Origin of the sequence: Legionella bozemanae (assembly GCF_001648595.1) — a bacterium.
GTDB classification, from domain to species: Bacteria; Pseudomonadota; Gammaproteobacteria; order Legionellales; family Legionellaceae; genus Legionella; species Legionella bozemanae.
This window is the reverse complement of the sequence record NZ_LBAW01000010.1, coordinates 30,590-54,704: the sequence shown is the minus strand read 5'-3', so window position 1 is coordinate 54,704 and position 24,115 is coordinate 30,590. Positions and strand designations below refer to the sequence as shown.

Here is a 24,115-nt window from a genome sequence, read left to right as displayed (position 1 = left end):
TACACCAGTACTTTAAGCTTTCTCTCATAGGTGTGAGAGGAAGATTTTTATTATTGTGACTTACGCACTCGCAAATACCATTCACAAAGCAAGCGTACTTGTTTGCGTGTATATCCTTTATCAACCATGCGAGAAATAAACTCTTCATGTTTTTTCTTGTCATCTTCAGATGCTTTGGCATTGAAGGAGATAACGGGCAACAAATCCTCAGTATTAGTGAACATTTTTTTCTCAATTACTGATCTTAATTTTTCATAGCTATTCCACACTGGATTTTTTCCGCGATTATTCGCACGAGCACGTAAAACAAAATTCACCACTTCATTACGAAAATCTTTGGGATTCGAGATCCCTGCTGGCTTTTCTATTTTTTCAAGCTCTTGGTTTAATAAGGCGCGGTCAAAAATTTCACCGGTATCTGGATCGCGATAATCCTGATCTTGAATCCAAAAGTCGGCATAGGTGATATAACGGTCAAAAATATTTTGACCATATTCAGAGTACGATTCCAAATAGGCTGTTTGAATTTCTTTACCAATAAATTCAACATACTTGGGTGCGAGATATTCTTTGATAAAGCCCAAATAGGATTCTTGTACCTCTTGCGGGAATTGCTCTTGTTCAATTTGACGTTCCAACACATACATTAAATGCACCGGGTTTGCGGCTACTTCGCTATGATCAAAATTAAACACTTTAGAAAGGATTTTGAAAGCAAAGCGTGTTGATACGCCACTCATTCCTTCATCGACACCGGCAAAGTCGCGATACTCCTGATATGATTTTGCTTTGGGATCAGTGTCTTTTAAACTTTCTCCATTATACACGCGCATTTTGGAATAAATGCTGGAGTTTTGCGGCTCTTTTAAACGAGTTAAGACTGAAAACTGCGCTAACATGTCCAAAGTACCGGGAGCGCATTGGGCATGAGTCAATGAGCTGTTATCGATGAGTTTTTGGTAAATTTTAATTTCTTCGGAAACGCGCAGACAATAAGGCACTTTGACGATATTAATACGGTCTATAAATGCTTCATTGTTTTTATTGTTTCTGAATGATTGCCATTCGGATTCATTCGAATGCGCTAAAATAATTCCCTCAAATGGAATGGAGGATAAACCTTCAGTCGCATTGTAATTACCTTCCTGAGTCGCTGTTAATAAGGGATGTAATACCTTGATTGGTGCTTTAAACATTTCAACAAACTCTAAGAGACCACGGTTTGCCCGGCATAGTCCGCCAGAATAACTGTATGCATCAGGATCATCTTGAGAATGTTCTTCTAATTTGCGAATATCCACTTTACCTACCAGTGAAGAAATATCCTGGTTGTTTTCATCGCCTGGCTCTGTTTTGGCAACAGCAATTTGTTTTAATCGTGAAGGTCTGACTTTAACTACTCTAAATTGACTAATATCACCATTATATTCATGCAAACGTTTCACTGCCCATGGCGACATCAAATAACGTAGGTATCGAGAGGGGATCCCGAAACGTTCTCGGAGTAACTCCGCATCTTCAATTGGATTAAATAAGGATAAAGGGGACTCAAATACGGGAGAACCTTTAATGGCATAAAAGGGTATTTTTTCCATTAAATCTTTTAATTTTTCAGCAATAGAAGATTTACCACCTCCTACAGGTCCTAAGAGATAAAGAACTTGTTTGGTTTCTTCCAAGCCTTGGGCTGCGTGTTTTAGAAAACCAACGATTTGCTCAATCGGTTCTTCCATGCCATAAAAATCTTGAAATACAGTATATCTTGGGATGATTTTATTGGAGAAAATCCTTGATAAAACAGGATCATGACGCGTATCGATCATTTCAGGCTCGCCTATGGCCATTAACAAGCGCTCCGCTGGATTGGCATAAGCTGAAGGGTCATTTTTACACAATTCCAGGTATTCTTCCAAACTCATCTCTTCTTCTTTGTTATCGACAAAGCGTTTGGTATAACTGGTTAAAAAGTCTTGAGTATTCATATGCCATCCCCTTTATCCTTGCGAAGGATATATTGTGTTTCTTTACATTTATTGCATTTTACTGGTAAAAGCAATAAATGGATTTCCAGCTAACTTCGTAATACTTATAAAGATTGACCTAAGAAGTTACCCCTTTATAATCATTATAGGCTAAACTAAGAAAATTTTTATATAACTCAATAAACTTAATCGCATTTTTCATAGGATGTAATGATCATGCCTGACACAACCGTTTATTTAAAAAACTACCAGCCTCCTTTTTTTACAGTAGAGACTGTGAATTTAAATTTTGATCTCTTTGATGATCATGCTTTGGTAAGTAGTGAGTTGAAATTAATCCGTCAACATGAAGGTCCTTTGCATTTATATGGTGATGAGCTGGAATTGGTTAGTGTCCGCATGAACGGCCAAAAACTGGAATCATCCGCCTATACCCTACAAGCTGATGCGCTTATTATCGAAAATTGTCCAGATAAACTTACACTCGATGTCGTAACGCGAATTTACCCGCAAAAAAACACACAACTATCAGGGCTTTATCGCTCAAATCATCTGTTTTGTACCCAATGCGAGGCAGAAGGTTTTCGACGCATTACTTATTTTCTAGACCGGCCTGATGTTTTAGCCACCTATACCACACGAATCTCAGCGGATAAAAAGCAATATCCTATTTTATTATCCAATGGAAATCTGCTCGAATCAGGTGCGACTGATGATGGACGTCATTGGGTAGTTTGGAATGATCCTTTCAAAAAGCCATCGTATTTATTCGCGTTGGTTGCTGGAGATTTAGCGTGCATTCGCGATAAATTTGTTACCTGTTCTGGCCGTACGATTGATCTCCGTATTTATGTTGAGCCAGGAAATGAAGATAAGTGCGCCCATGCGATGGAGTCTTTGAAAAAATCCATGCACTGGGACGAAGAGGTCTATGGCCGAGAATATGATCTGGATATTTTTATGATTGTAGCGGTTAGCGACTTCAATATGGGGGCTATGGAGAATAAAGGATTAAATATTTTTAACTCCAAGTACATTCTTGCGCGTCCTGATACAGCAACGGATCAAGATTTTGCCGATGTTGAAGGCGTGGTTGCCCATGAATATTTTCACAATTGGACTGGTAATCGAATTACTTGCCGTGACTGGTTCCAGTTAAGTTTGAAAGAAGGCTTAACTGTTTTTCGTGACCAAGAATTTTCTCGGGATATGAATTCACGAGATGTAAACCGAATTATGGATGTCAGGGCATTGCGAAGTGCTCAATTTCCTGAGGATGCTGGAGCAATGGCACATCCAGTGAGACCAGAGTCTTATCAGGAAATAAATAATTTTTATACAGCCACAGTTTATAATAAGGGGGCCGAAGTAATCCGCATGCAACATACGCTCTTAGGTAAAGCGGGCTTTAGAAAAGGTATGGATTTATATTTTAAACGGCACGATGGCCAAGCTGTTACTATTGATGACTTTGTTGCTGCGATGGAAGATGCCAATCATGTTGATCTCACTCAATTTAAGCGATGGTACAGTCAAGCAGGTACCCCAGAGGTAACAGTAGCTAGTGAGTATGCGCAGGGTAAGCTGACTTTAAAAATGCAACAAAAGTGCCCACCAACCCCTGAATGTCAGGATAAAAAGCCGTTTCACATTCCTATTCGTATCGCATTATTTGATACCCAAGGGCATCAGATGTTGATTGAGCAAGAAATTTTAGAATTAAAAGAAGCAGTGCAGAGTTTTACTTTTACCGGTTTAAGTGAAAAGCCTGTTGTTTCATTATTACGCGAGTTTTCTGCTCCGATTAAATTAAAATATGATTTGGCTCAAGAGGAGTTGCTTTTTTTACTGCGGCATGAAACGGATGGTTATGCCAAATGGGATGCAGCGCAAAATCTTGTTCTGAATTGCATTAAAGAATGCTTAAATCAACCATCCAGCACATGGCAAATTCCTTCTGCTTTAGTTTCTGCTTTAAAGCATGTACTGCTAGATGATGCACTAGATGCTGATTTGCGTGCGGAATTACTGACTCCCCCAGGTTTTGAGGATATTGCTACAAGGCTGGATATTGTGGACGTGAGCGCTATAGAAAATGTTCGTGATTTTTTTCACCAGCAATTAGGATGGTACTTGTATGAGACGGCCCAGTCACTGTATCAACAGCTATGGCAAATAGAAGATCACCGTATGAATGGACCCGCTTACGGTCGGAGAAAATTACGTAATGTTTGTCTATGGCTCATGATGAAAGCCAAGGAAGTAACTGCTTTAGATGTATGTGAACAGCAATTTATGGCGGCACAGACCATGACGGATCAAATCGCCAGTTTTTCTTTATTAGTCAATTGCACCAATCAGGGATTGCGAGAGCAAGCAATTGATGATTTTTATAAACAATGGTCTAAAGATGATTTGGTTTTAGATAAATGGTTTGCAATTCAGGCGACCAGTCAATTACCGGAAACCTTGACTCATGTAAAAGTATTATTAAAACATTCAGCTTTTAGTATTAAAAACCCCAATAAAGTCCGTGCGCTGATCGGTGCATTTTGTATGGCAAATCCACGCAATTTTCATGCTCTAGATGGAAGTGGTTACCATTTTTTAACTGAAATGTTAGTAACACTGGATAAAATTAATCCACAAGTTGCCGCGCGTTTAGCGAATCCATTTACGCGCTGGAAACGTTATGACAAGCCCAGACAAGCGTTAATGCGAGAGCAATTGGAGCAATTGGCTAAGCTGGATTTATCGCGTGATTTAGCAGAAGTAGTTTCTAAAAGTTTGATGGTGAGTTAACGAGCAGTTTGTAGCCTGGGTTACGGCTTTGCTTAATCCAGGCGGCAATAGGACTTTGGCTACCCTGGATCTCATTGTTAGAGTGCAACTTTAGCATTTTCAGCGGGAAGTGAACTCAAATTGTTGCAAAAATCAGTGGGGTTTAAAGTGTAATAAAGTCCTAAACCCACTTCACATAAGAAAACAACAAGGACGAGCATACCAAACAGGATGCAAATAAATTGTTTATTTTTTCTCTTTTTTTCATGTATCTTATGTAGAATGGTTTCGTTGCTGTGAAACAAGCGATCGCTTATTATTTGAATTACTGCTTCTACAATCGCATCATAACATTGATGATTTTCCAATGCATGTAATCTGCTTATCGAGGTTTGTAGTACAACGGTAGCTTCGGCTGCGATCACTGTCAGTGCGCACGTACGGTTTTGGATGACCCTTATTTCATCAAGTGTTTCACCTGAGGTCAGGGTGTCGATTAATTCAGGGGAGGCATGTTCATTTTCTTTTTTATAGAGTCCAACTGTTCCAGAGACAATAATAAAAAAATCATCATTTAATTCCCCTTCTCGAAGCAAAATATCACCTTTTCCAAAGGTAACGCGTGATGAAATTGCCATGAAGGCTTGATAGTTTTCCTCAGATAAATGATTTAATAATGGGCTGTTTCTTAGGATATTTTTTTCATTTTCGGAAAAGTCGCTCATTGAATTTTTCCCTTAACTCAAATAAGAGTAACTTATTATGTCTTTTTGTTCTTCGGCATCATTGGGCTGAATTGACAACACATCCTAAGATATTGAAAAACAAAAAAACTCAATTACTTTAATTATTTGTAGAGAGATGCGCTTTTTTCAAGAAAAATTTAGGGCATGTTGGCAATTCATCTCACTGTCTACGTTCTGGGGCTTATTCGCGGGAGAGTATGCTGGATCCCGCGAACAAGTCGCGGAACGTGGGCTAAGGATGATACCCACTAATTTTTATCCAGTGATCACGTTATTGAAAACACAACTAATTCTTGATAATTTGCCCCTGTGCATCAGCCCCGCCCACACCCTATTGCATAAGCAGTATGAATAAATTGTTGCAATGGATCATATAAAAAAATATTTTGCTGTGCTTTAATTGACAGACTTTTGCTGTAGCGATATTGGCAACCAATTAACCATAGGAGGGTAAAGTGTCTCAGCGTTTTGCCGTTATTGGTAATCCTATTGCCCATAGTTTATCTCCGATAATTCATCAGTGTTTTGCCAAACAATTGAATATACAACTGACTTACGAAAAAATTAAGGCAGATGATCCGTCCTTTGAGCAACAAGTATCTGATTTTTTTACTCAAGATGGCAAGGGGATGAATGTTACTTTGCCTTTCAAGCAGCGTGCTTTTGCGATGGCGCAACAGCATAGTTTGCGATGTAAAAAAGCGGGGGCAGCGAATACATTATGGATGCAAGCAAATCAATTGCATGCGGACAATACCGATGGTATTGGGTTAATTCGTGATTTGCATCGACATATCCTGGTAGAAGGAAAGCGCGTATTAATCTTAGGTGCTGGAGGAGCTGCACGCGGAATAGTTTATCCCTTATTGGAACACCATCCTGTAGAACTGCTTATCGCGAATCGTACTTTAGCCAAAGCAGAAGAGTTTCAACGTGCTTTCCCACAAATTCAATGTTTGAGCTTAAATGAGATTGAGGGGGCGTTTGATATCGTGATTAATGCGACTTCTGCCAGTTTGGCAGGAGAATTTGTTGCATTGCCCACGGCATGCATGTCAGCAAAACCATTTTGTTACGATTTATCTTATAAGCAAAACGGCATAACGGCTTTTGTCCAATATGCCAGAGAATCAGGTTGTGACGCAGTGGACGGCTTAGGAATGTTGGTGGAACAAGCAGCTGAGGCTTTTTTCATTTGGCACGGCATTATGCCTGAAACTCAAGAGGTACTGACATTTTTGCGTGCATCGGCATCGCTTTGTTAGGATGAAGCAGCAACCTGACGTTTTCACAAACTCTCCTTCGTTCTGCGCCTGCGTCCAATAATTTGCTGGCAAGAAAAATTATTCAAAAAAAGCCATAACTTCCTTGGCATTATTAATCGTATCTTGAAAACCAAGCTCAAGTAATTCTCTTGTATAGTCGCGTTCGAAAAGCACAAAGCTTAAGAGATCGCCTGAATGCTTTTTCTCACCTAAAAAATTGAGGAGGTAGCGCAGCAATGTAGGCAAGGCTTTAAAATGTATTTGAGCCAAAGGAGCTAAGTCTCTACTGGGGCGTAAATGTAATGTAGTAATAGGGCGCCATGGTGAACGACGTTTTTTCCATATTGACAGAAGCATGGCAATTTCGTTCATTCGATTGACCATTTCAATATCGCGGTCAAGATTGTCTAAAAAAAGTGCATTTAACATATTCCCAAAAATATGAGAAAAAGGAATGTCATCATGATTGCGTAAATTTTCTTGCTCTACAAATGTAGGTAGTGCTCGAGTGCCTAAAATTAGAATTTTATCCACTTCAAAACGAATGGAACCACGAAGAGGAGCTGCTAGACCCACGCTGCCATCGCCATAATGAAAGCCATCGAGCAAAACTGTTGGAAAAAATAAAGGCAAGGCGCTGGATGCTAAAATATGTTCAGCCTCGAGGCGAACGCGTTTGCTGCCGTGTCGCGGGTAATTCCAGTCCGTGAATTCGGGATTGTTGTGTGCATAAAAAGAAATAGTCTGGCGTGTTTCGTAACAATTACTGATTATTTCCAGTGTATTCAGATATCCATCACTTATATTTTGCGCAATTTTGGTGAAATCAAGACCATCTTCGATCATTTCTTTCAGGGGGGTGGTATCAAGTAAATGAGCTGCCTGTCGCTGCTTGAGCATCATTGTGCTCATATTACGCATCACGGATTTGCTTAATGCGAAGTTACTGGCTCTATAGACTTGTTGACAGTGAATTTCACTCCAAATGGTTTCCAGCTTATCAAGTGCTGTTGGGAAATCATCTGCATTTTCTGCAAGTACTGCTGCATTCATACTTCCCACGCTAACCCCGCTGACCATTTCAAAGGGTAATGTTTTAACTTGCAAAATATGACCAATTGCTTTCAGAACACCAGCTTGGTAGGCGCCTCGAGCACCACCACCTGCCAAATAAAGGGCTTTTTTAGACATAATGATTATTTTTATCGCATTTATTTAGTATCTATGTGGAAATATAGTTGAGTTTATGCTGAATTAGCAAGTTCTCGTTTGTATTGTAAAGTTTTTCACCAAAATGGTAGAAAAAATGGTATAGTATGCGCTTTTGTGCAAAATGATCGATTGGTAGACAAGATGAGAGAATTTGAGATTGCAAATACTCTATACGAGGCAACTGAAATACTTGAAGACATACAGCGTCCAATCGATTCTGATTTAGGGTTCTTCACTCATAGGAAAAAGCCGAAGAAGTTCTTAAAAAAAATATTATTTTTAGCACAAATTATCAAAACTACGGGAGATTCAGGTAAGGCAATCATGCAGATTGGGTCTTCCATCAGGGCCTTCAATAACATTAAACCTACGGAATCACTAACACAAGGATTAAATATTGGGACAATTGCTTTTGCTGCATTAGATTTTTTTCTTATCCCTTTCATTTATCTTACCGCGTACCTCCTGGATGGAAAAGCTCCTATTAATCGGAGTAATAATGCTAAATGGCTTTTTTCTGCAATAGTGTTAGCACTGACAATAACCTCAATATGTGTTCCGGCTATAGCAGTAGCAATTGCTTTTACCACTGCTTCAATCTCATTGACTTTAAACCTATTTCTATTAGGGCAGGCACTCTATGAATGCTACCACTTAAGTAAGGAACGAAGAGCAACTAGAAAATTAATCGCCGGTGTCGAATCGCAAATAGAAGAGAGTCAAAACAAAGCATCTCGATTGAGAACTGCATTAGATGATGTGAGCACAGAACAGCAGCTTCTGTTGCAATACAAACAGATTATCTCATTACAAGGAATTTTTAATGCTCAAAAAGAATATTTAATGCAACTGAAGTTAACAGAATTAAAGTTAAGCAAAAAAATAAAAAATGCAGGACTTGTGCAAGTCATGGATAGAAGCGTTGGTTTAAGCTTGTGCACAATGGGTATGATCGGTTTGATTGTGTCTTTATATTTCCCAGTAGTAGGTTTAGGAATATTAACTGCAGTATCCGCTATTTCCCTTGCCTACCTTATAATTCGACTGGCGGTACCGTTGCTGCAACTGCTAGCAGGATGGATTATGAGCAAACTCAGGCCTGGAACTGGTGCGCGCATTTCAAAAGACGAACCGGGACAAGCGCATGAAAATAATAAAGAACCCTCAACCGATTTGATGATAGAACATTTTTTTGGCAGTAAAAAAAATGCAAATGAATTTTTAAAAAGAGGCCCCAAAAAAGATGAGGATTTATCATTAACGAGTACGACCGCAATTTTTCAAATTAAGAAAAGCTCATTGAAAGAAAGAGATAACAAAGAGTTGACTTGTAGTGAGTTTATTATCTGAAAATTAATTTTATAAACTGAAATAGTCGATTTCAGTAAATCTTTTCCCAATTCCTTACCTCATTGCCCAAGCTTGCGACGTGTCGATAGACTCTAATTTTTTAGTCCAAAAGCTCATTGCAAAAAATTGAAAACTCCTTTAACTTAAAAATTTACCCTCAAAGGAAGAATACTCATGCTGAATATACTTCGCGAGCAACCCCGCGCATTTCACATGATTTTTATGTTGGAGTTATGGGAGCGGTTTGGGTTTTATACAGTGCAAGGGATTTTGACTTTGTTTTTTATTCGTTATTTAGGTTACAGCGACACGATATCTTATTATACGTTTGGTGCTTATTCAGCGTTAGTTTATGGTATGGTGGTTGTTGGCGGATATTTGGGAGATAGAATATTAGGTACCAAACGCACCATAGTACTTGGTCTTATTACTTTGGCAACAGGTTATTTTTCTTTAGCGATTACCGATAAAGAACATGTATTTTTTGCATTAGGTTTAATTTGTGTCGGAAATGGTTTATTTAAGGCAAATCCATCGAATTTACTTGCTAAGTGTTATGAGGAAAATGATCCTCGCTTGCATGGCGGTTTTACTTTGTATTATATGGCGATCAATTTAGGCAGTATGATTGCATTATTTGCCGGTCCGGCGATTTCGAGTCGATATGGTTATTCTTATGCTTATATGATGAGTGCAATTGGTTTGCTCATCGGCTTAGCTAATTATTGGCTGCAACACCAATTTGTCGCACACATTAATACCAATGCTGATAGACGAAAAATCTCACTTTCCCAGTGGTTGATGATCGTGTTTGGAATACTCTTGCTCACTGCGTGTTCTTCTTATTTATTACAGCATGTGATGCTTGCTAAAAACTTGTTTTGGTTTATAACCATTGCGGTAATCATTTATTATATATTTATGACTCGTAAAGAAAGTAAAACCTCAAGAATGCGCATGCTCGTTGCCTTGGCGTTGATGCTGGAAGCAATTATTTTCTTTACTTTATATCAACAAATGCCAACTTCGCTGAATTTATTTGCCGTACATAATGTAATTCCGGTTTTCTTTGGAATCACGATTGATGCACAAAGCTTCCAGGCACTAAATCCCATCTGGATAGTGTTAATGAGTCCAGTTTTGGCTTATTTTTATAACTTTCTCCACAGGAAAGGCATAGAGTTTTCTATCCCTTATAAATTTTCTTTAGGCATGACCATGTGCGGTGTGAGCTTTTTAATGCTCTTTTTTGCTCGCTATTTTTATACGGATCAAGGTATGGTTTCTTCCTGGTGGTTAATTATAAGCTATTTATTTCAAAGTCTAGGTGAATTATTGGTATCAGCTCTTGGAGTAGCAATGGTTGCAGAATTAGTCCCTGCGCAAATTGCAGGTTTTGTGATGGGAATGTGGTTTTTAACTTCTGCTATAGCGGGGTTTATTGGTGCCACAGTTGCTTCTTATACCGCACTTCCCGAGCAGATTAAACCGGGGGTTGGATCTTTGATGATTTATACGCACGTATTTGCTTGTATTGGTATCGTCACTTTAATTATTGCATTGTTTATGTGGTTATTATCACCGCGACTAAGCCGTTATATTGCAATAAAGAAAACAGATTTACAGCACGAAGTAAAAGAAGCAGAATATTCTGTATCTAAATGCTTCATGATCCAGACTGGATTAGAGCATCGTTCAAATGCTTCTTAGGACAAAGCAAACCGTGAATAGAACTGTTCAATCTCAGTTACTTACTCATCTCGGAAATTAGTTAACCTAAACTCAACTGGCGACTTTAGGTTAACTAAATCATTAGGTCAAATTGAGTTTGGTTTTTTTATCGCCAATGGCCGTGCCAACCGCCGCCATGCCAGCCTACACCCCGCCAGCCGCCATACCAACCACGGCCACCCCAATAACCCAAGCCTCCATAATTACGCCATCCTGAATAGTAACGAGGATAATAGGAATAACTTGAATAGTAGGAGTAAGGATAATAGCTAGAATAATAATAGCTACTAGGGGTTGCTGTAGTAACATAACAGCCACTTAAAAAAAGTGTAGGTACAAACACTAATACTGCGATAATAAGTTTTTTCATGATCGCTTTCCTTAGTCAATGTTCGCACATTAATTATACTTCATGGTCATATTTTAATCAAAAAATATTTATTTATATTTCAAGCGCTCAGTTGGTAATTGCTTATCAATTAAGGTTTGTTTTAATATCACTTGGATAAACCATGTTCATATCGATAAATTCTATTGTTCTATCGTATGTATTTTATGAAGTACGGTTGTAAGCAGTTATGAGAAAATGAATATTGAAATCAGCCTGCGTTCTCAAAAATTGATAATAAAATATTTATTAGCTTCTGGCGTTCATCCCCGTGAACACCTCTCTATTTCTTTGCCTGCTGATTTTATAACTTTAATGTCTTGGCTCGATGAACAGCAAATAAAAAATTCCGAAGAACCATCAAAGGAAAAAAAACAAAAAATTGAATTTATTCTTGTATCCTTGCGTACTGAGTTATTGCAAGCTCTTTTCCTTTCCATGAAAGGAGATGATACCAATTTGCCTAAAGAAGTTGAAAATAATACGCAGGATAAAATTAAATTTGCATTACTCACCATGGCAGGTATTTTGGTGGCGGCATGCCAGGGATTTGATGGTATCGTGACAATGTTGAGTATTTTCAGTTTACCTTCATCGATAATTCTTGGCATTGGATTTGCGTTTTCAATTCTTTCTGTAGTTGTTTTTTGTGGATTCGATTTAGTAAAAGTTTCGAATGCTTTGGGGATTAAGCTTAGTGATGCGTATAAGTTATTGGATGCATACTTGTTGCAATTGCAAATGATTAAATCCATAAGAAAGAAAATAGATGATTATTATCTTTCAGATTTGTCTTCAAGTGATTTGCAGCAATTGAAGCTTATAATTTCCATGTTGCAAAAACACCTTGCATCACTTACTAAGGCTGGCAAGCAATTTGAAGAGGCGCTAAAGAGTGAACGCATTCAAACGGTTAAAACACTGATTTCAGGCGTCTCCGCTTTACTTTTCTTTGGTGGTGGTTTTTTTACAGGCCAATCAGTAGCTTTTTTTATGTCAGGCCTTATCCTTAATTCAGCAATTCCTGCTTTTTGGCCGGTAATTATTTTTAGTGCCATAGTGGGTTTAGCGGCATTGAGTCTTTATTGGTACGTAGAGCGCCCTGTGCTTGACAAGTTAGTGAGCAGCTGGTTTGGTTTAAATGAAGAGAGTGTACAGAAATTATGTGATAAGCCTCTCATCATTAAAGAAGAAAAAAAGTTAGAAAATTTGCAGGGGAAAGTAACCAGCGCTGCTGCCAGAGTCTCTAAACAAATTGCACAATCAGAGCATCTTATTGATGGCCATGAGGAGCTGGAAAATAATGACTCAGTTCCTAGAAGAGTTGTAATCAGTGCAAGAGTAGGCACTAATTATTACTCTTTTCTTAAACCACCAAAGTCTCCAGCTGCATTACCAACAATTGACGTTGAAGATGAACATTTAGAAAATGCATCATGTTGTTTTATATAAGGCGTAAGAAAATCACGCCCATTGTCTATGTCCCGCGGCTTGTCCGCGGGATCCAATCCCAGTGCTTATGGGGGCTGCGCGTAAAGAAGAGAGGATTAAATATTCAATGTATCTTTTACAAAAGGGATCGTTATTTTTCGTTGCGCGGCAAGGGAGGCATCATCCAATCGATTGAGCAGATTATGCAGATCATGCATATTTCTAGAGCATCTATTGAGCAAAAATTGTCCTACACTTTCTGGTAAGTCAAACCCTCGTTTTAAAGCATGGAGTTTTAGAGTATTAATTTTATCTTCGTCATTTAATTCCATCAACTGAATCACTAATCCCCAACTTAATCTAGAGCGTAAGTCTGCTAGTTGGATGGGAATTGTAGTTGGTGATTGATTTCCAGAAATGATTAAAATACTTTTTTCCATGTCTTTGATTTTATTATATAAGTGGAATAAAGCTTCTTCCCAGGCGGAGTCTTTGGCGATTACATCAATATCGTCAATACAGATTAGTTCTTGCTCTTCCAGCCCTTCTATAGCTTGTGGTCCCCATTCTTTGAGGAGCGTCAAAGGGAGATAGATGGCGGAATGAGTATGGGCTGCTTGGCAACACGCTTGTAACAAATGAGTTTTACCACTACCGGTATTGCCCCAGAGATAAAGCAATCGGTCTTCCCTATTTGTGAGCATGTTATGTAATTGCTGTTGCAGCAATGTATTACTTCCCCAATTAAAATCAGCAAGGGTTGCTTCATCATTTAATTTTATAGCTAATGCTAACTGCTTGTTCATTATGATGGTTCTTTTTTGGGCCATGCTTTTCTGCCCCAGGTCCAAATATAATCAACATAAGTAATTGCGGTAGTAAATGTCGTCAAAATGATCAAAACATTAAGCAGATAGGGAGGAAAATCAAAATAAGCCAATTCAAATAAACAAAAAGTGACTAGAGTCAGTTGTAATGCTGTATTAATTTTACTGAGCAGTGTGGGTTGAAAGTCCAATTTACGACGAATAAATTGATACCAGGCAATTACTCCTAAGGAAATTGTTAAATCCCTGAGGAATACTAGAATTACTAGCCACCAAGGTAATACCCCGAGTAAGGCTAAAGAGATAAAGCTGGAGGCGATTAATAATTTATCAGCCAGCGGATCAACAAAAGAACCAAAAAAGCTTTGCCAGTTAAAACTTCGGGCTAAAAAGCCATCTAATCCATCACTCAAGCCAGCTAAAATAAATAAATAAAAAGCAATAGTATACTCATGACGATATAAATAAAATAGAAAAGGTGCGATCAGTAGGAGTCGCAATAAAGTCAGAGCATTTGGAATGTATTTTAATATCATAGGCCATACGATAATTTAATTAATCCCTTATTTGCCCAGTACCTTTTCAATGTTAAATTTAGGGATTGGCTTTTTGAAGGGAATATACGTTTGCGAAACAATATAGTCTAGTGTATACAATACTCGCAGTCCTGTCACTTATGTTTGTCTTCATTTTTACGATACATAATTACGGTGTTGCCAATCATTTGGACGAGTTCAGCATGAAGTTGTTCACATAATTCAGCAGCCATAATGACTCGGTCTTCTTTTTCTGCACCATTAATTTTTACTTTTATTAATTCATGGGCAAGCAATGCGATATCTGTTTCCGCAATAACGGCTTCAGTTAACCCTTTGGTTCCAAGAAGCACAACGGGTTTTAGATGATGCGCTTGGGCTTTAAGCGATTTTTTGAATGAAGTATCCACGTAATGTTCCTTATATAAACAGACCCTAATGCACTGATTTTGGAGACTGAATGATAAAATGGTAAATTATTGCACGTTTTGCTGGGAAAAGGTAGTAAAATTCAGTATCATAGATCAAATTAATACTCCATATAAATTTATGAAACGTACTAAAAGCAGCAAGCGATGGTTGCAAGAGCACTTTGATGATGTTTATGTAAAAAAAGCACAAGTAGAGGGCTATCGCAGTCGTGCGGTATACAAGTTAAAAGAAGTAGATGAGAAAGAGTCATTGCTCAAACCCGGGATGACTGTGGTTGATCTCGGTGCAGCCCCAGGAGGATGGACTCAATATGTCTCTGAACGATTACAAGGTCGCGGGCGTATAGTCGCATTGGATATTTTGCCTATGGATGCCTTGCCTGATGTGGATTTTGTTCTTGGTGATTTCCGGGAAGATGAGGTGTTGCAAGAGCTCATAGACTTAATCCCAGAACACAGCGTCGACTTGATATTATCAGATATGGCCCCAAATATGAGTGGAACCACGGCAATTGATATTCCACGTGCAATGTATTTGGTGGAGCTGGCCTTTGATTTTGCAGAGAAAATGTTAAAGCCTGGTGGCTCTATGCTGATTAAAATTTTTCATGGGGCTGGTTTTGATGAGTTAGTAAAGCAGGCGAGATCTTCTTTTGAAAAAGTCGTAATTCGAAAGCCTTCCGCTTCTCGTGCTCGCTCAAAAGAAACCTATTTGCTGGCAAAGGGATACAATTTATAGTAACTTTATGATCTAAGAATTTCGATCATAAAATAATGGCTGTACGTCACTAACGAGGTTAATACTTTGAACGACATGGTTAAGAATTTGTTTTTATGGCTGATTATAGCGATCGTGCTTGTTTCAGTTTTCAGTAATTTCGGCCCTCGAAACTCGGCAGCTGAGAAACTTTCTTACAGCCAGTTTTTGAAAGAAGTCGATCAAGGTATGGTTAATTCAGTCACCATCGAGGATGACAAGATCATCAAAGGGATGACTAAAAATAACAAGCGCTTCATTACTTACATGCCCATGCAAGATAATGCTTTATTAGGTGAATTATTGAAAAGCAAAGTCGATGTAAGTGGTCAAGAAAAACAACAAGAAAGTTTCCTCCTCCATTTATTTATTAATTGGTTCCCGATGCTGCTTTTAATTGGTGTTTGGGTATTTTTTATGCGCCAGATGCAAGGTGGGGGTGGCCGAGGTGCTATGTCGTTTGGTCGTTCACGAGCACGCTTGCTTGGTGAGGATCAAGTTAAGGTAACTTTTGCGGATGTTGCTGGTGTAGATGAAGCTAAAGAGGAAGTTAAGGAATTAGTTGACTTTTTACGCGATCCTACCAAATTCCAAAATTTGGGCGGACGTATTCCTCGCGGCGTATTATTAGTTGGCTCTCCAGGAACAGGTAAAACCCTTTTAGCGCGTGCTGTTGCTGGTGAAGCGAAAGTCCCCTTCTTTACAATTTCAGGTTCTGATTTTGTTGAAATGTTTGTTGGTGTGGGCGCATCCCGTGTCCGTGATATGTTTGAGCAAGCAAAAAAACATGCTCCTTGCATTATTTTCATTGATGAAATTGATGCAGTAGGTCGCCATCGTGGTGCTGGTCTTGGTGGGGGGCATGATGAGCGTGAGCAAACGTTAAACCAATTACTGGTTGAAATGGACGGCTTTGAAGGGAGTGAGGGGGTTATTGTTGTTGCGGCAACAAACCGCCCGGATGTTTTGGATCCTGCATTATTACGTCCAGGTCGTTTCGATCGCCAGGTTGTGGTCCCTTTACCGGATATTCGTGGACGCGAACAAATATTAAGAGTGCATTTGCAAAAGGTTCCAGTAGATAGCAATGTGGACATTATGGCGATTGCCCGAGGCACTCCAGGATTTTCTGGGGCAGATCTCGCAAATCTGGTAAATGAAGCGGCTTTATTTGCTGCGCGTGCAAATAAACGTAAAGTCAGCATGATAGAACTGGATAAAGCAAAAGATAAAATTATGATGGGAGCTGAACGGCGCTCCATGGTGATGGATGACAATGAGAAAAAACTGACTGCATATCATGAAGCAGGTCATGCGATCGTTGGTTTATCTGTACCGGAACACGATCCTGTTTATAAAGTTTCTATTATTCCGCGGGGCCGTGCTCTTGGTGTGACCATGTTTCTACCGGAACAAGATAGGTATAGTCATAGTAAACGTCGTTTGGAAAGTCAATTATCCAGTCTGTTTGGTGGCCGCATTGCAGAAGAGCTTATCTTTGGTCCGGAAAGCGTAACCACGGGGGCATCGAATGACATTATGCGTTCTACTGAAATAGCACGCAAAATGGTTACCACTTGGGGGTTGTCGCCTTTGGGCCCACTGACTTTTGGTGAAGAAGAAGAAGAAGTATTCTTAGGCCGCTCAATGAATAAACATAAAGAAATGTCAGATAGAACTGCACAACAAATTGATGATGAAGTGCGGGCAATTATTGACAGAAACTACCAGCGCGCTAAAGAAATTCTTGTTTCCAATATGGATAAGTTGCATTTAATGGCTCAAAGTTTAATTAAATACGAAACTATAGATTTCAAGCAAATACAAGAGATTATGTCTGGGAAGGAACCTTCTCCGCCCGAAGATTGGGGTTCATCTAAACCTCTGGATGGGGCTGAAGTGATTAATAACTCACCAGATAAACCAACAGAGCATGAAGTAAGTGTAAACCCTGCCGAAGAGCACTGAAATTATTAGTGAGAGAAGCAGGTGAATTCACAGCAATTTTCAGGTTGGCTTGCGTGTCAATGCCAACCTTCCTCAGATAATCTGTCGAAAAAACCCTTAATTATGGGTATATTGAATGTCACTCCGGATTCTTTTTCCGATGGCGGTAAATTTTTATCCTCGGACAGAGCCTGCGAACATGCATTCCATCTTATAAGCCAAGGGGCTGATTTAATCGATATTGGGGGGCAATCTACCAGACCAGGTGCACAGCATGTTCCGCTGGATGTAGAATTGAGCAGGGTTATTCCTGTCATTGAACAAATTCGCATGAGTTCAGATATTTGTATCTCGATTGATACAAATAAACCTGAAGTGATGGACGCTGCTGTAAGTGCCGGTGCCAACGTAATTAATGATATTTACGCCTTACGCACTGTGGGGGCTCTCGAAATGGCTGCAAAACTAGCAGTTCCTGTTTGTTTGATGCACATGCAAGGAACACCACATGATATGCAACAAAATCCATATTATCCAGATGGTGTGCTTACCGAAGTGACACGTTTTTTTATAGAGCGTATTACAGAGTGCGCGCGTGTTGGTATTAAAAGAAACAACATAATTTTGGATCCAGGCTTTGGATTTGGAAAACAAATACGAGATAATTTGCTCTTAGTCAAAAATCTTGATAGCTTTGCAACATTTAAAATGCCCCTGCTTTTAGGGGTATCGCGTAAAAGCACTATTGGAGCGGTGCTGGCTAAAGAGGTGGATGAGCGTTTAATAGGGAGTATAGCGGTCGCAGTTTATGCTGCAATGAAAGGTGCTGGGATCATTAGAACGCATGATGTTGATGAAACAAATCAAGCGTTGCATATGATCACCATGTTAGAGAAGGCCAATATATCAGCTCATGCGGGCTAAAAATTCTTGATAAGAGGTGGTTAAGGATGAGTCAACGTAAATATTTTGGTACGGATGGTATACGCGGACACGTGGGTTTATCAAATATTAATCCTGAGTTTGTATTGAAACTGGGTTGGGCGGTTGGTCGAGTGCTTGCTAATGGTCAACGCAAAAAAGTAGTGATTGGAAAAGATACAAGAGTATCCGGTTATATGTTGGAATCTGCTCTTGAAGCAGGGCTATCTGCTGCCGGTGTTGACGTGGCTTTACTTGGACCGATGCCAACACCCGCTATAGCCTACCTAACGCAAACGCTAAGAGCCAATGCAGGTATTGTCATCAGCGCATCCCATAATCTGTTTGAAGATAACGGGATCAAGTTTTTTTCCTCTGATGGCGGTAAATTACCGGATAGCGTTGAACTAGCAATTGAAGCGGAGTTGGAAAAGAAAATGCAAACAGTGCCTTCGCAGAACTTAGGGAAAGCAACACGGATTAACGATGCAAGCGGGCGATATATAGAGTTTTGTAAATCCACTATTCCGTCATTAACACGTTTGTCTGGCCTAAAAATTGTAGTTGATTGTGCAAATGGTGCGACCTACCATATTGCCCCCAATGTATTTTCTGAGCTTGGCGCTCAAGTTATTTCCATTGGTAATCGTCCTGATGGTTTTAATATTAATGAAGATTGCGGTTCAACCTCTCCTGAATTACTAAGACAAAAGGTCATGAGTACTGGTGCAGACATTGGTGTTGGCTTGGATGGTGATGGCGATCGCGTCATACTCATTGATTCGGATGGTCGTTTAATTGATGGGGATCAAATCCTTTATATTATTGCTAAAGATAGGCATCAGCGAGGTGTACTAAATGGTGGGGTAGTTGGGACCCAGATGAGCAATTATGGCTTGGAAATCGCTATTAAGAGTTTAGGTATTCCCTTTGTCCGAACACGAGTAGGCGATCGATATGTTTTAGAGGCCTTACGGGAAAAAGATTGGAAAATAGGTGGTGAAACTTCGGGACATATCGTCTGCTTGGATAAAACTACAACAGGAGATGGGATAGTTGCTGCCTTACAAGTATTATCAATTATGGTGAAGCAAGGTAAAACGCTACAGCAATTAATTGAGGGTATCAATCTGTTACCACAAAGCTTAGTGAATTTAAAAACCAATTACGCTACCTTACTTGCAGAACATTCACAAGTAATCGACGTAGTGAGGGCTTTAGAATCAAGTCTAAATGGAGAAGGAAGAGTGTTACTCAGACCTTCAGGGACTGAACCTTTATTACGTGTTATGGTAGAGGGTATGGATGAGTCTATAGTCAAACAACATGCGCAAAAGCTATGTGATGATATAAGTCAGATTGAAAGAAATTTAAACATTCAGTGATAAATCAGACTTATCTATTGAACCTTTTGATAAAAAAATCGCAATAGGACTACACATCAGCATTTAGTTTGGGTATAGTCCGCAGTTGAAAATAAAGGGGCATCCTGATGAGACACAAAATAGTTGCTGGCAACTGGAAAATGAATGGGCAGCTGCAGCAGGTAATTCAATTAAGTAATGAGCTTAAAGAATTACTTTATTCTATGAACAATGTGCAAGTAATCGTAATGCCTCCTGCAATTTATATTCCGCAAGTAAGAGATATTCTTGTTGAGTGTGCAATTGATTTAGGTGCCCAAAATGTGTACCCAAAGGATTTTGGTGCTTACACTGGTGAGATCTCGGCACCTATGTTAAAAGATTTTAACTGTCGCTATATTTTGGTAGGGCACTCTGAGAGAAGACATTGTTTTCACGAAGATGAAAATTTTGTAGCGCAAAAATTCCACCATGTGAAAGAACATGGTATGATACCGATTCTTTGTGTCGGTGAAACCTTGGCTGAACGTGAAAAGGGTCAAACAGAGCAAGTAATTGCTAAGCAATTGCTTGCGGTAAGTGGACACGATAAAAGTTGCTTTAGTGATTGTGTTATAGCTTACGAACCCGTTTGGGCAATAGGTACAGGAAAAACTGCATCACCAGAACAGGCACAGGAAGTACATCAGTTCATTAGAAAGCTGGTTGCTGAGATAAATCATAGCGATGCTGAGCGTTTGTCACTTCTTTACGGAGGGAGTGTAAACGAAAATAATGCCAGGGCGTTATTTTCTATGCCCGACGTAGATGGTGGCTTGGTTGGCGGTGCGTCGTTGAACGCGAAACAGTTTGTGGAAATTGTGAAATGTATCAATTGATATTAATGATTCATGTAATTGTTGCTGTAGTCTTAATAGGCTTGGTCCTTATCCAACATGGTAAAGGTGCTGATATTGGTGCAGCATTTGGCTCAGGAGCTTCCAATACTTTCTTTGGAAGCCAGGGTACAGGTGGGTTTTTATTTAAATTAACCGGTGGTTTGGCGTTGACCTTTTTTATCACCAGTTTATTGTTATCCTATTTGGTGTCTGTTCAATATCAAAAAGCGGATCAGCAAATAATTCCTCAACAAACTAGTGTACCTGCGAATTCAGTTCCAGTACCAGTAGATAACGGTAAGAAAAATAAATAAAATATCTTTCTCTGCACTTAAATAGAGAGAAGATTTGGAATGAATAATTATTAATAATAAAGAATTGCCGAAGTGGTGGAATTGGTAGACACGCCGTCTTGAGGGGGCGGTGGCGAAAGCCGTGCCGGTTCGAGTCCGGCCTTCGGCACCATTTTAATCCGTACAAGGTGAAAAAATGCTATCTCAATATTTACCTGTTCTTATTTTCATAATTATCGGAGTGGCATTGGGCTTAGCAATGTTAGGGGCAGGTTCTCTTCTTTCAAAGCACAACCCTGATAGCGCCAAGAACGCTCCCTACGAATGTGGATTTGGTGCCTTTGAGAGCTCCCATATTCCATTTGATGTTCGTTTTTATCTGGTTGCAATATTATTTATTATTTTTGATTTAGAAACCGCATTTTTCTTTCCATGGGCTTTAGCTTTACGCAAAATTGGTTGGTTTGGTTTTGCTGGAATGATGTTATTTTTAGGATTATTAGTGATTGGCTTTATTTATGAATGGAAACGAGGCGCGCTAGATTGGGAATAATCTAAGAGTGTGCAAAAGAGCTTGTTTGCAATTCTACTGTCTTGACTGCAAGGCTTCAATTTTCTGAGCCCCGAGATGCACCTATCTTTACGGATGCTGCGCTTCAGTGCTCGAAAATCCACACCTTGCGACTTAATTAAAGGAATTGCAAACAGGCCTAAATTCACTTCTGATCGTAACTTCATAAAGAAGGAATCAATCAGGGGTGGTATTTTTTTATTAATATTTTAACTGCTTAGAGGCTAGCTATGGCGGTTGCAGAATTGCAAAAAAGTGGCTTTGTAACGACTTCAGTCGAAAAACTTCTCGGATGGGCACGTAGTGGTTCTATGTGGCCTATGACTTTTGGATTGGCATGTTGTGCAGTAGAAATGATGCACGTAGGTGCAGCACGCTATGACTTAGATCGGTTTGGAATTATTTTTCGCCCCAGTCCACGGCAATCGGATGTAATGATAGTGGCTGGTACTTTGTGCAATAAAATGGCTCCTGCTTTGCGCAAAGTGTACGATCAAATGCCTGAACCACGATGGGTTATTTCCATGGGCTCTTGTGCAAATGGCGGTGGCTATTATCATTACTCTTACTCTGTCGTTCGAGGGTGTGATCGTATTGTTCCTGTCGATATATATGTGCCAGGTTGTCCTCCAACTGCTGAAGCACTGTTGTATGGCATCATTCAATTGCAGAACAAAATCAGGCATAAAAAAATCTTAGAAGCTTAAGCTCATCAAAGGTGCAAAATAGATGACAAAAAATGATTATTTGGTTGAACAACTCAAAACGGAACTGGCGACACAAATTAATGATCTTGCTGTCGCGTATGATGAGATAACCATTGAGTGTGATGCATCAAATTTAAAAGCAATAATGCTGGAGCTGCGCGATCTAGAAGTATTTTGTTTTGACCAGCTTATTGATCTTTGCGCCGTAGATTATTTGCTTTATGGTGAATATGATTGGGAAACTGATTCAGCGACTGAAAGTGGATTTTCTCGAGGCGTAGAGCGTCAAGAATTTAAAGCGTATGCTCTGAATAAGCCACGTTTTGCTGTAGTATATCATTTGCTTTCAACGAAAATGAATCACCGATTACGTGTTAAGGTATTCGTTGATGAGTCTCATTTAATTGTTCCGTCAGTACATCATTTATGGAAAGGCGCCAATTGGTTTGAGCGCGAAGCCTATGATTTATATGGCATTTTATTTGAAGGACACCCTGATTTAAGACGTATTTTGACAGATTATGGATTTATTGGACATCCATTCCGTAAAGATTTCCCGCTCAGTGGTCATGTTGAAATGCGCTATGATGCAAAATTCGAAAAAGTCATATACGCTCCAGTAGATATTGAGCCCAGAGTTTTAGTGCCCAAGGTTATTCGTAATGATAACCGGTATATTGGTGATGAAAGGGGCGAATAATGATTGAATTAAAGAATTATACATTGAACTTTGGTCCACAACACCCTGCCGCGCATGGTGTTTTGCGTTTGGTTCTTGAGCTTGAAGGTGAAACCATAGTTCGCGCAGACCCCCATATAGGATTGTTGCATCGTGCTACAGAAAAACTAGCAGAAACAAAACCTTATATTCAATCTATCGGCTATATGGACAGACTCGATTACGTGTCCATGATGTGTAATGAGCATGCATATGTGCGCGCAATAGAAAAACTTTTAGGCATAGAAGCTCCAATTCGAGCTCAATACATTCGTACCATGTTTGATGAAGTAACTCGCATTTTGAATCATTTATTATGGCTAGGTGCTATAGCACTGGATATCGGTGCGATGACTGTATTTTTATATTGCTTTAGAGAGCGTGAGGATTTATTTGATTGCTATGAAGCAGTATCAGGAGCACGAATGCATGCTACCTATTATAGACCAGGGGGGGTCGCCCGCGACTTACCTGATACCATGCCTAAGTATAAAGCATCGAGATGGCATAGTGAGCGTGAAGTTGAAAAACTTAATGAAGATCGAAGCGGTAGCTTGCTGGATTTTCTCTGGGCATTTACTGAACGGTTCACTCGCTGTGTCGATGAATATGAAACTTTATTAACCGATAACCGAATTTGGAAACAGCGTACTGTAGATATTGGTATTGTTTCACCAGAAGAGGCGTTGCAATGGGGATTTACAGGACCAATGCTTCGTGGTTCTGGTATTGCATGGGACTTACGTAAAAAACAAAGTTATGCAGCATATGACCGCGTGGATTTCGATATTCCAGTAGGTAAAACTGGAGATTGTTATGACCGCTATTTAGTGCGTGTTGAAGAATTAAGGCAATCAAATCGCATTATTAGACAATGTATCGAATGGCTCAGAGCGAATCCTGGTCCTGTTCGCCTCCATGATTACAAAATTACACCGCCACGTCGTGTAGTAATGAAAGAAGATATGGAGCCATTAATCCACCACTTTAAACTGTTCACGGAAGGTTTTTGTGTGCCGCGCGGGGAGGTCTATAGTGCGGTTGAGGCACCAAAGGGTGAATTTGGTATTTATATGGTTTCAGATGGCGCCAATAAACCTTATAGACTCAAAATTCGTGCTCCTGGATTTGCCCATCTGTCCAGCTACGATGCAATGACTCGAGGGCATATGATCGCTGATGGGGTCGCTATTTTAGCGAGTCAGGATATAGTATTTGGTGAAATTGATCGTTAATTTGTGACATGTCAGTCTTTACAATTATTAAAATGACATTCCAG

22 protein-coding genes and 1 tRNA gene are annotated in these 24,115 nt (G+C 39.5%); 16 read left to right on the top strand and 7 right to left on the bottom strand.

The genetic code is table 11. From position 1 onward, the window contains the following. Nucleotides 1-50: 50 nt before the first annotated feature. Complete coding sequence (locus tag A8O27_RS09105) at nt 51-1,982, bottom strand: PrkA family serine protein kinase (RefSeq protein ID WP_058458949.1); 1,932 nt, start codon at nt 1,980-1,982, stop codon at nt 51-53. A 216-nt stretch (nt 1,983-2,198) separates the two neighbouring features. On the opposite strand from A8O27_RS09105, the gene pepN reads away from it, so the two are divergent. Beyond that, a complete protein-coding gene (pepN, locus tag A8O27_RS09100; protein ID WP_058458950.1) occupies nt 2,199-4,784 on the top strand; it encodes an aminopeptidase N in 2,586 nt (861 codons plus the stop codon). Nucleotides 4,785-4,861: 77 nt separating this feature from the next. On the opposite strand, the gene A8O27_RS09095 is transcribed toward pepN, so the two are convergent. Next, a complete protein-coding gene (locus tag A8O27_RS09095; RefSeq protein ID WP_058458951.1) occupies nt 4,862-5,488 on the bottom strand; it encodes a Crp/Fnr family transcriptional regulator in 627 nt (208 codons plus the stop codon). 476 nt (nt 5,489-5,964) lie between these two features. On the opposite strand from A8O27_RS09095, the gene aroE reads away from it, so the two are divergent. Beyond that, a complete protein-coding gene (aroE, locus tag A8O27_RS09090; RefSeq protein WP_058458952.1) occupies nt 5,965-6,774 on the top strand; it encodes a shikimate dehydrogenase in 810 nt (269 codons plus the stop codon). Between the two features lie 78 nt (nt 6,775-6,852). Here the strand turns inward: aroE and A8O27_RS09085 are convergent, their stop codons facing one another. Continuing rightward, nucleotides 6,853-7,965 carry a patatin-like phospholipase family protein gene (locus A8O27_RS09085; protein WP_058458953.1) on the bottom strand — a complete coding sequence of 371 codons (1,113 nt, stop codon included), beginning with the start codon at nt 7,963-7,965 and terminating at the stop codon, nt 6,853-6,855. Between the two features lie 162 nt (nt 7,966-8,127). Here A8O27_RS09085 and A8O27_RS09080 point away from each other — a divergent pair, with 162 nt between their 5' ends. Together A8O27_RS09080 and A8O27_RS09075 are read left to right on the top strand one after the other, a co-directional pair. Further along, a complete protein-coding gene (locus A8O27_RS09080) occupies nt 8,128-9,336 on the top strand; it encodes a hypothetical protein (RefSeq protein WP_058458954.1) in 1,209 nt (402 codons plus the stop codon). Between the two features lie 174 nt (nt 9,337-9,510). Beyond that, nucleotides 9,511-11,046: an oligopeptide:H+ symporter gene (locus A8O27_RS09075; RefSeq protein ID WP_058458955.1), complete on the top strand. Its 1,536-nt coding sequence runs from the start codon at nt 9,511-9,513 to the stop codon at nt 11,044-11,046. Between the two features lie 127 nt (nt 11,047-11,173). On the opposite strand, the gene A8O27_RS09070 is transcribed toward A8O27_RS09075, so the two are convergent. Then, nucleotides 11,174-11,437, bottom strand: coding sequence for a hypothetical protein (locus A8O27_RS09070; RefSeq protein WP_064115081.1), 264 nt, complete (start codon nt 11,435-11,437; stop codon nt 11,174-11,176). Between the two features lie 216 nt (nt 11,438-11,653). Between A8O27_RS09070 and A8O27_RS09065 the strand changes: the two genes are divergently transcribed. Then, complete coding sequence (locus A8O27_RS09065) at nt 11,654-12,907, top strand: hypothetical protein (protein ID WP_058458956.1); 1,254 nt, start codon at nt 11,654-11,656, stop codon at nt 12,905-12,907. Nucleotides 12,908-13,002: 95 nt separating this feature from the next. Here the strand turns inward: A8O27_RS09065 and hda are convergent, their stop codons facing one another. The 3 genes from hda to yhbY all read right to left on the bottom strand — a co-directional run bounded on the left by hda (nt 13,003) and on the right by yhbY (nt 14,659). Further along, nucleotides 13,003-13,692, bottom strand: a complete 690-nt coding sequence (gene hda, locus A8O27_RS09060) for a DnaA regulatory inactivator Hda (protein ID WP_058458957.1) — start codon at nt 13,690-13,692, stop codon at nt 13,003-13,005. Continuing rightward, complete coding sequence (locus A8O27_RS09055; protein ID WP_058458958.1) at nt 13,692-14,249, bottom strand: CDP-alcohol phosphatidyltransferase family protein; 558 nt, start codon at nt 14,247-14,249, stop codon at nt 13,692-13,694. Before A8O27_RS09055 ends, hda begins: the two co-directional genes overlap by 1 nt. A gap of 134 nt (nt 14,250-14,383) precedes the next feature. Continuing rightward, nucleotides 14,384-14,659, bottom strand: coding sequence for a ribosome assembly RNA-binding protein YhbY (gene yhbY / locus A8O27_RS09050; RefSeq protein WP_058458959.1), 276 nt, complete (start codon nt 14,657-14,659; stop codon nt 14,384-14,386). A 139-nt stretch (nt 14,660-14,798) separates the two neighbouring features. Here yhbY and rlmE point away from each other — a divergent pair, with 139 nt between their 5' ends. The 11 genes from rlmE to A8O27_RS08995 all read left to right on the top strand — a co-directional run bounded on the left by rlmE (nt 14,799) and on the right by A8O27_RS08995 (nt 24,071). Then, nucleotides 14,799-15,419 (top strand): 23S rRNA (uridine(2552)-2'-O)-methyltransferase RlmE, encoded by a 621-nt coding sequence (rlmE, locus tag A8O27_RS09045; RefSeq protein ID WP_058458995.1) that lies wholly within the window; start codon nt 14,799-14,801, stop codon nt 15,417-15,419. 75 nt (nt 15,420-15,494) lie between these two features. Then, the gene (gene ftsH, locus A8O27_RS09040; RefSeq protein WP_058458960.1) at nt 15,495-17,405 is read left to right on the top strand and encodes an ATP-dependent zinc metalloprotease FtsH; all 1,911 of its coding nucleotides are present in this window, start codon (nt 15,495-15,497) and stop codon (nt 17,403-17,405) included. 21 nt (nt 17,406-17,426) lie between these two features. Continuing rightward, complete coding sequence (gene folP / locus A8O27_RS09035; protein ID WP_058458961.1) at nt 17,427-18,308, top strand: dihydropteroate synthase; 882 nt, start codon at nt 17,427-17,429, stop codon at nt 18,306-18,308. A gap of 26 nt (nt 18,309-18,334) precedes the next feature. After that, nucleotides 18,335-19,690, top strand: a complete 1,356-nt coding sequence (gene glmM, locus A8O27_RS09030; protein WP_058458962.1) for a phosphoglucosamine mutase — start codon at nt 18,335-18,337, stop codon at nt 19,688-19,690. 107 nt (nt 19,691-19,797) lie between these two features. Continuing rightward, on the top strand, nt 19,798-20,547 hold the full coding sequence (gene tpiA, locus A8O27_RS09025; RefSeq protein ID WP_058458963.1) for a triose-phosphate isomerase: 750 nt from the start codon (nt 19,798-19,800) through the stop codon (nt 20,545-20,547). Further along, a complete protein-coding gene (gene secG, locus A8O27_RS09020; RefSeq protein ID WP_058458964.1) occupies nt 20,535-20,861 on the top strand; it encodes a preprotein translocase subunit SecG in 327 nt (108 codons plus the stop codon). The genes tpiA and secG overlap by 13 nt, the downstream gene beginning before the upstream one ends. Nucleotides 20,862-20,927: 66 nt before the next feature. Continuing rightward, nucleotides 20,928-21,012: transfer RNA gene (locus A8O27_RS09015), tRNA-Leu, on the top strand. A 24-nt stretch (nt 21,013-21,036) separates the two neighbouring features. Beyond that, a complete protein-coding gene (locus A8O27_RS09010; protein WP_058458965.1) occupies nt 21,037-21,393 on the top strand; it encodes an NADH-quinone oxidoreductase subunit A in 357 nt (118 codons plus the stop codon). A 248-nt stretch (nt 21,394-21,641) separates the two neighbouring features. Further along, nucleotides 21,642-22,118 carry a NuoB/complex I 20 kDa subunit family protein gene (locus tag A8O27_RS09005; RefSeq protein WP_058458966.1) on the top strand — a complete coding sequence of 159 codons (477 nt, stop codon included), beginning with the start codon at nt 21,642-21,644 and terminating at the stop codon, nt 22,116-22,118. Nucleotides 22,119-22,140: 22 nt separating this feature from the next. Beyond that, complete coding sequence (locus A8O27_RS09000; RefSeq protein ID WP_058458967.1) at nt 22,141-22,818, top strand: NADH-quinone oxidoreductase subunit C; 678 nt, start codon at nt 22,141-22,143, stop codon at nt 22,816-22,818. After that, entirely contained in the window at nt 22,818-24,071 is a 1,254-nt protein-coding gene (locus A8O27_RS08995; RefSeq protein ID WP_058458968.1) for an NADH-quinone oxidoreductase subunit D, read from the top strand. The genes A8O27_RS09000 and A8O27_RS08995 overlap by 1 nt, the downstream gene beginning before the upstream one ends. Nucleotides 24,072-24,115: the final 44 nt, after the last annotated feature.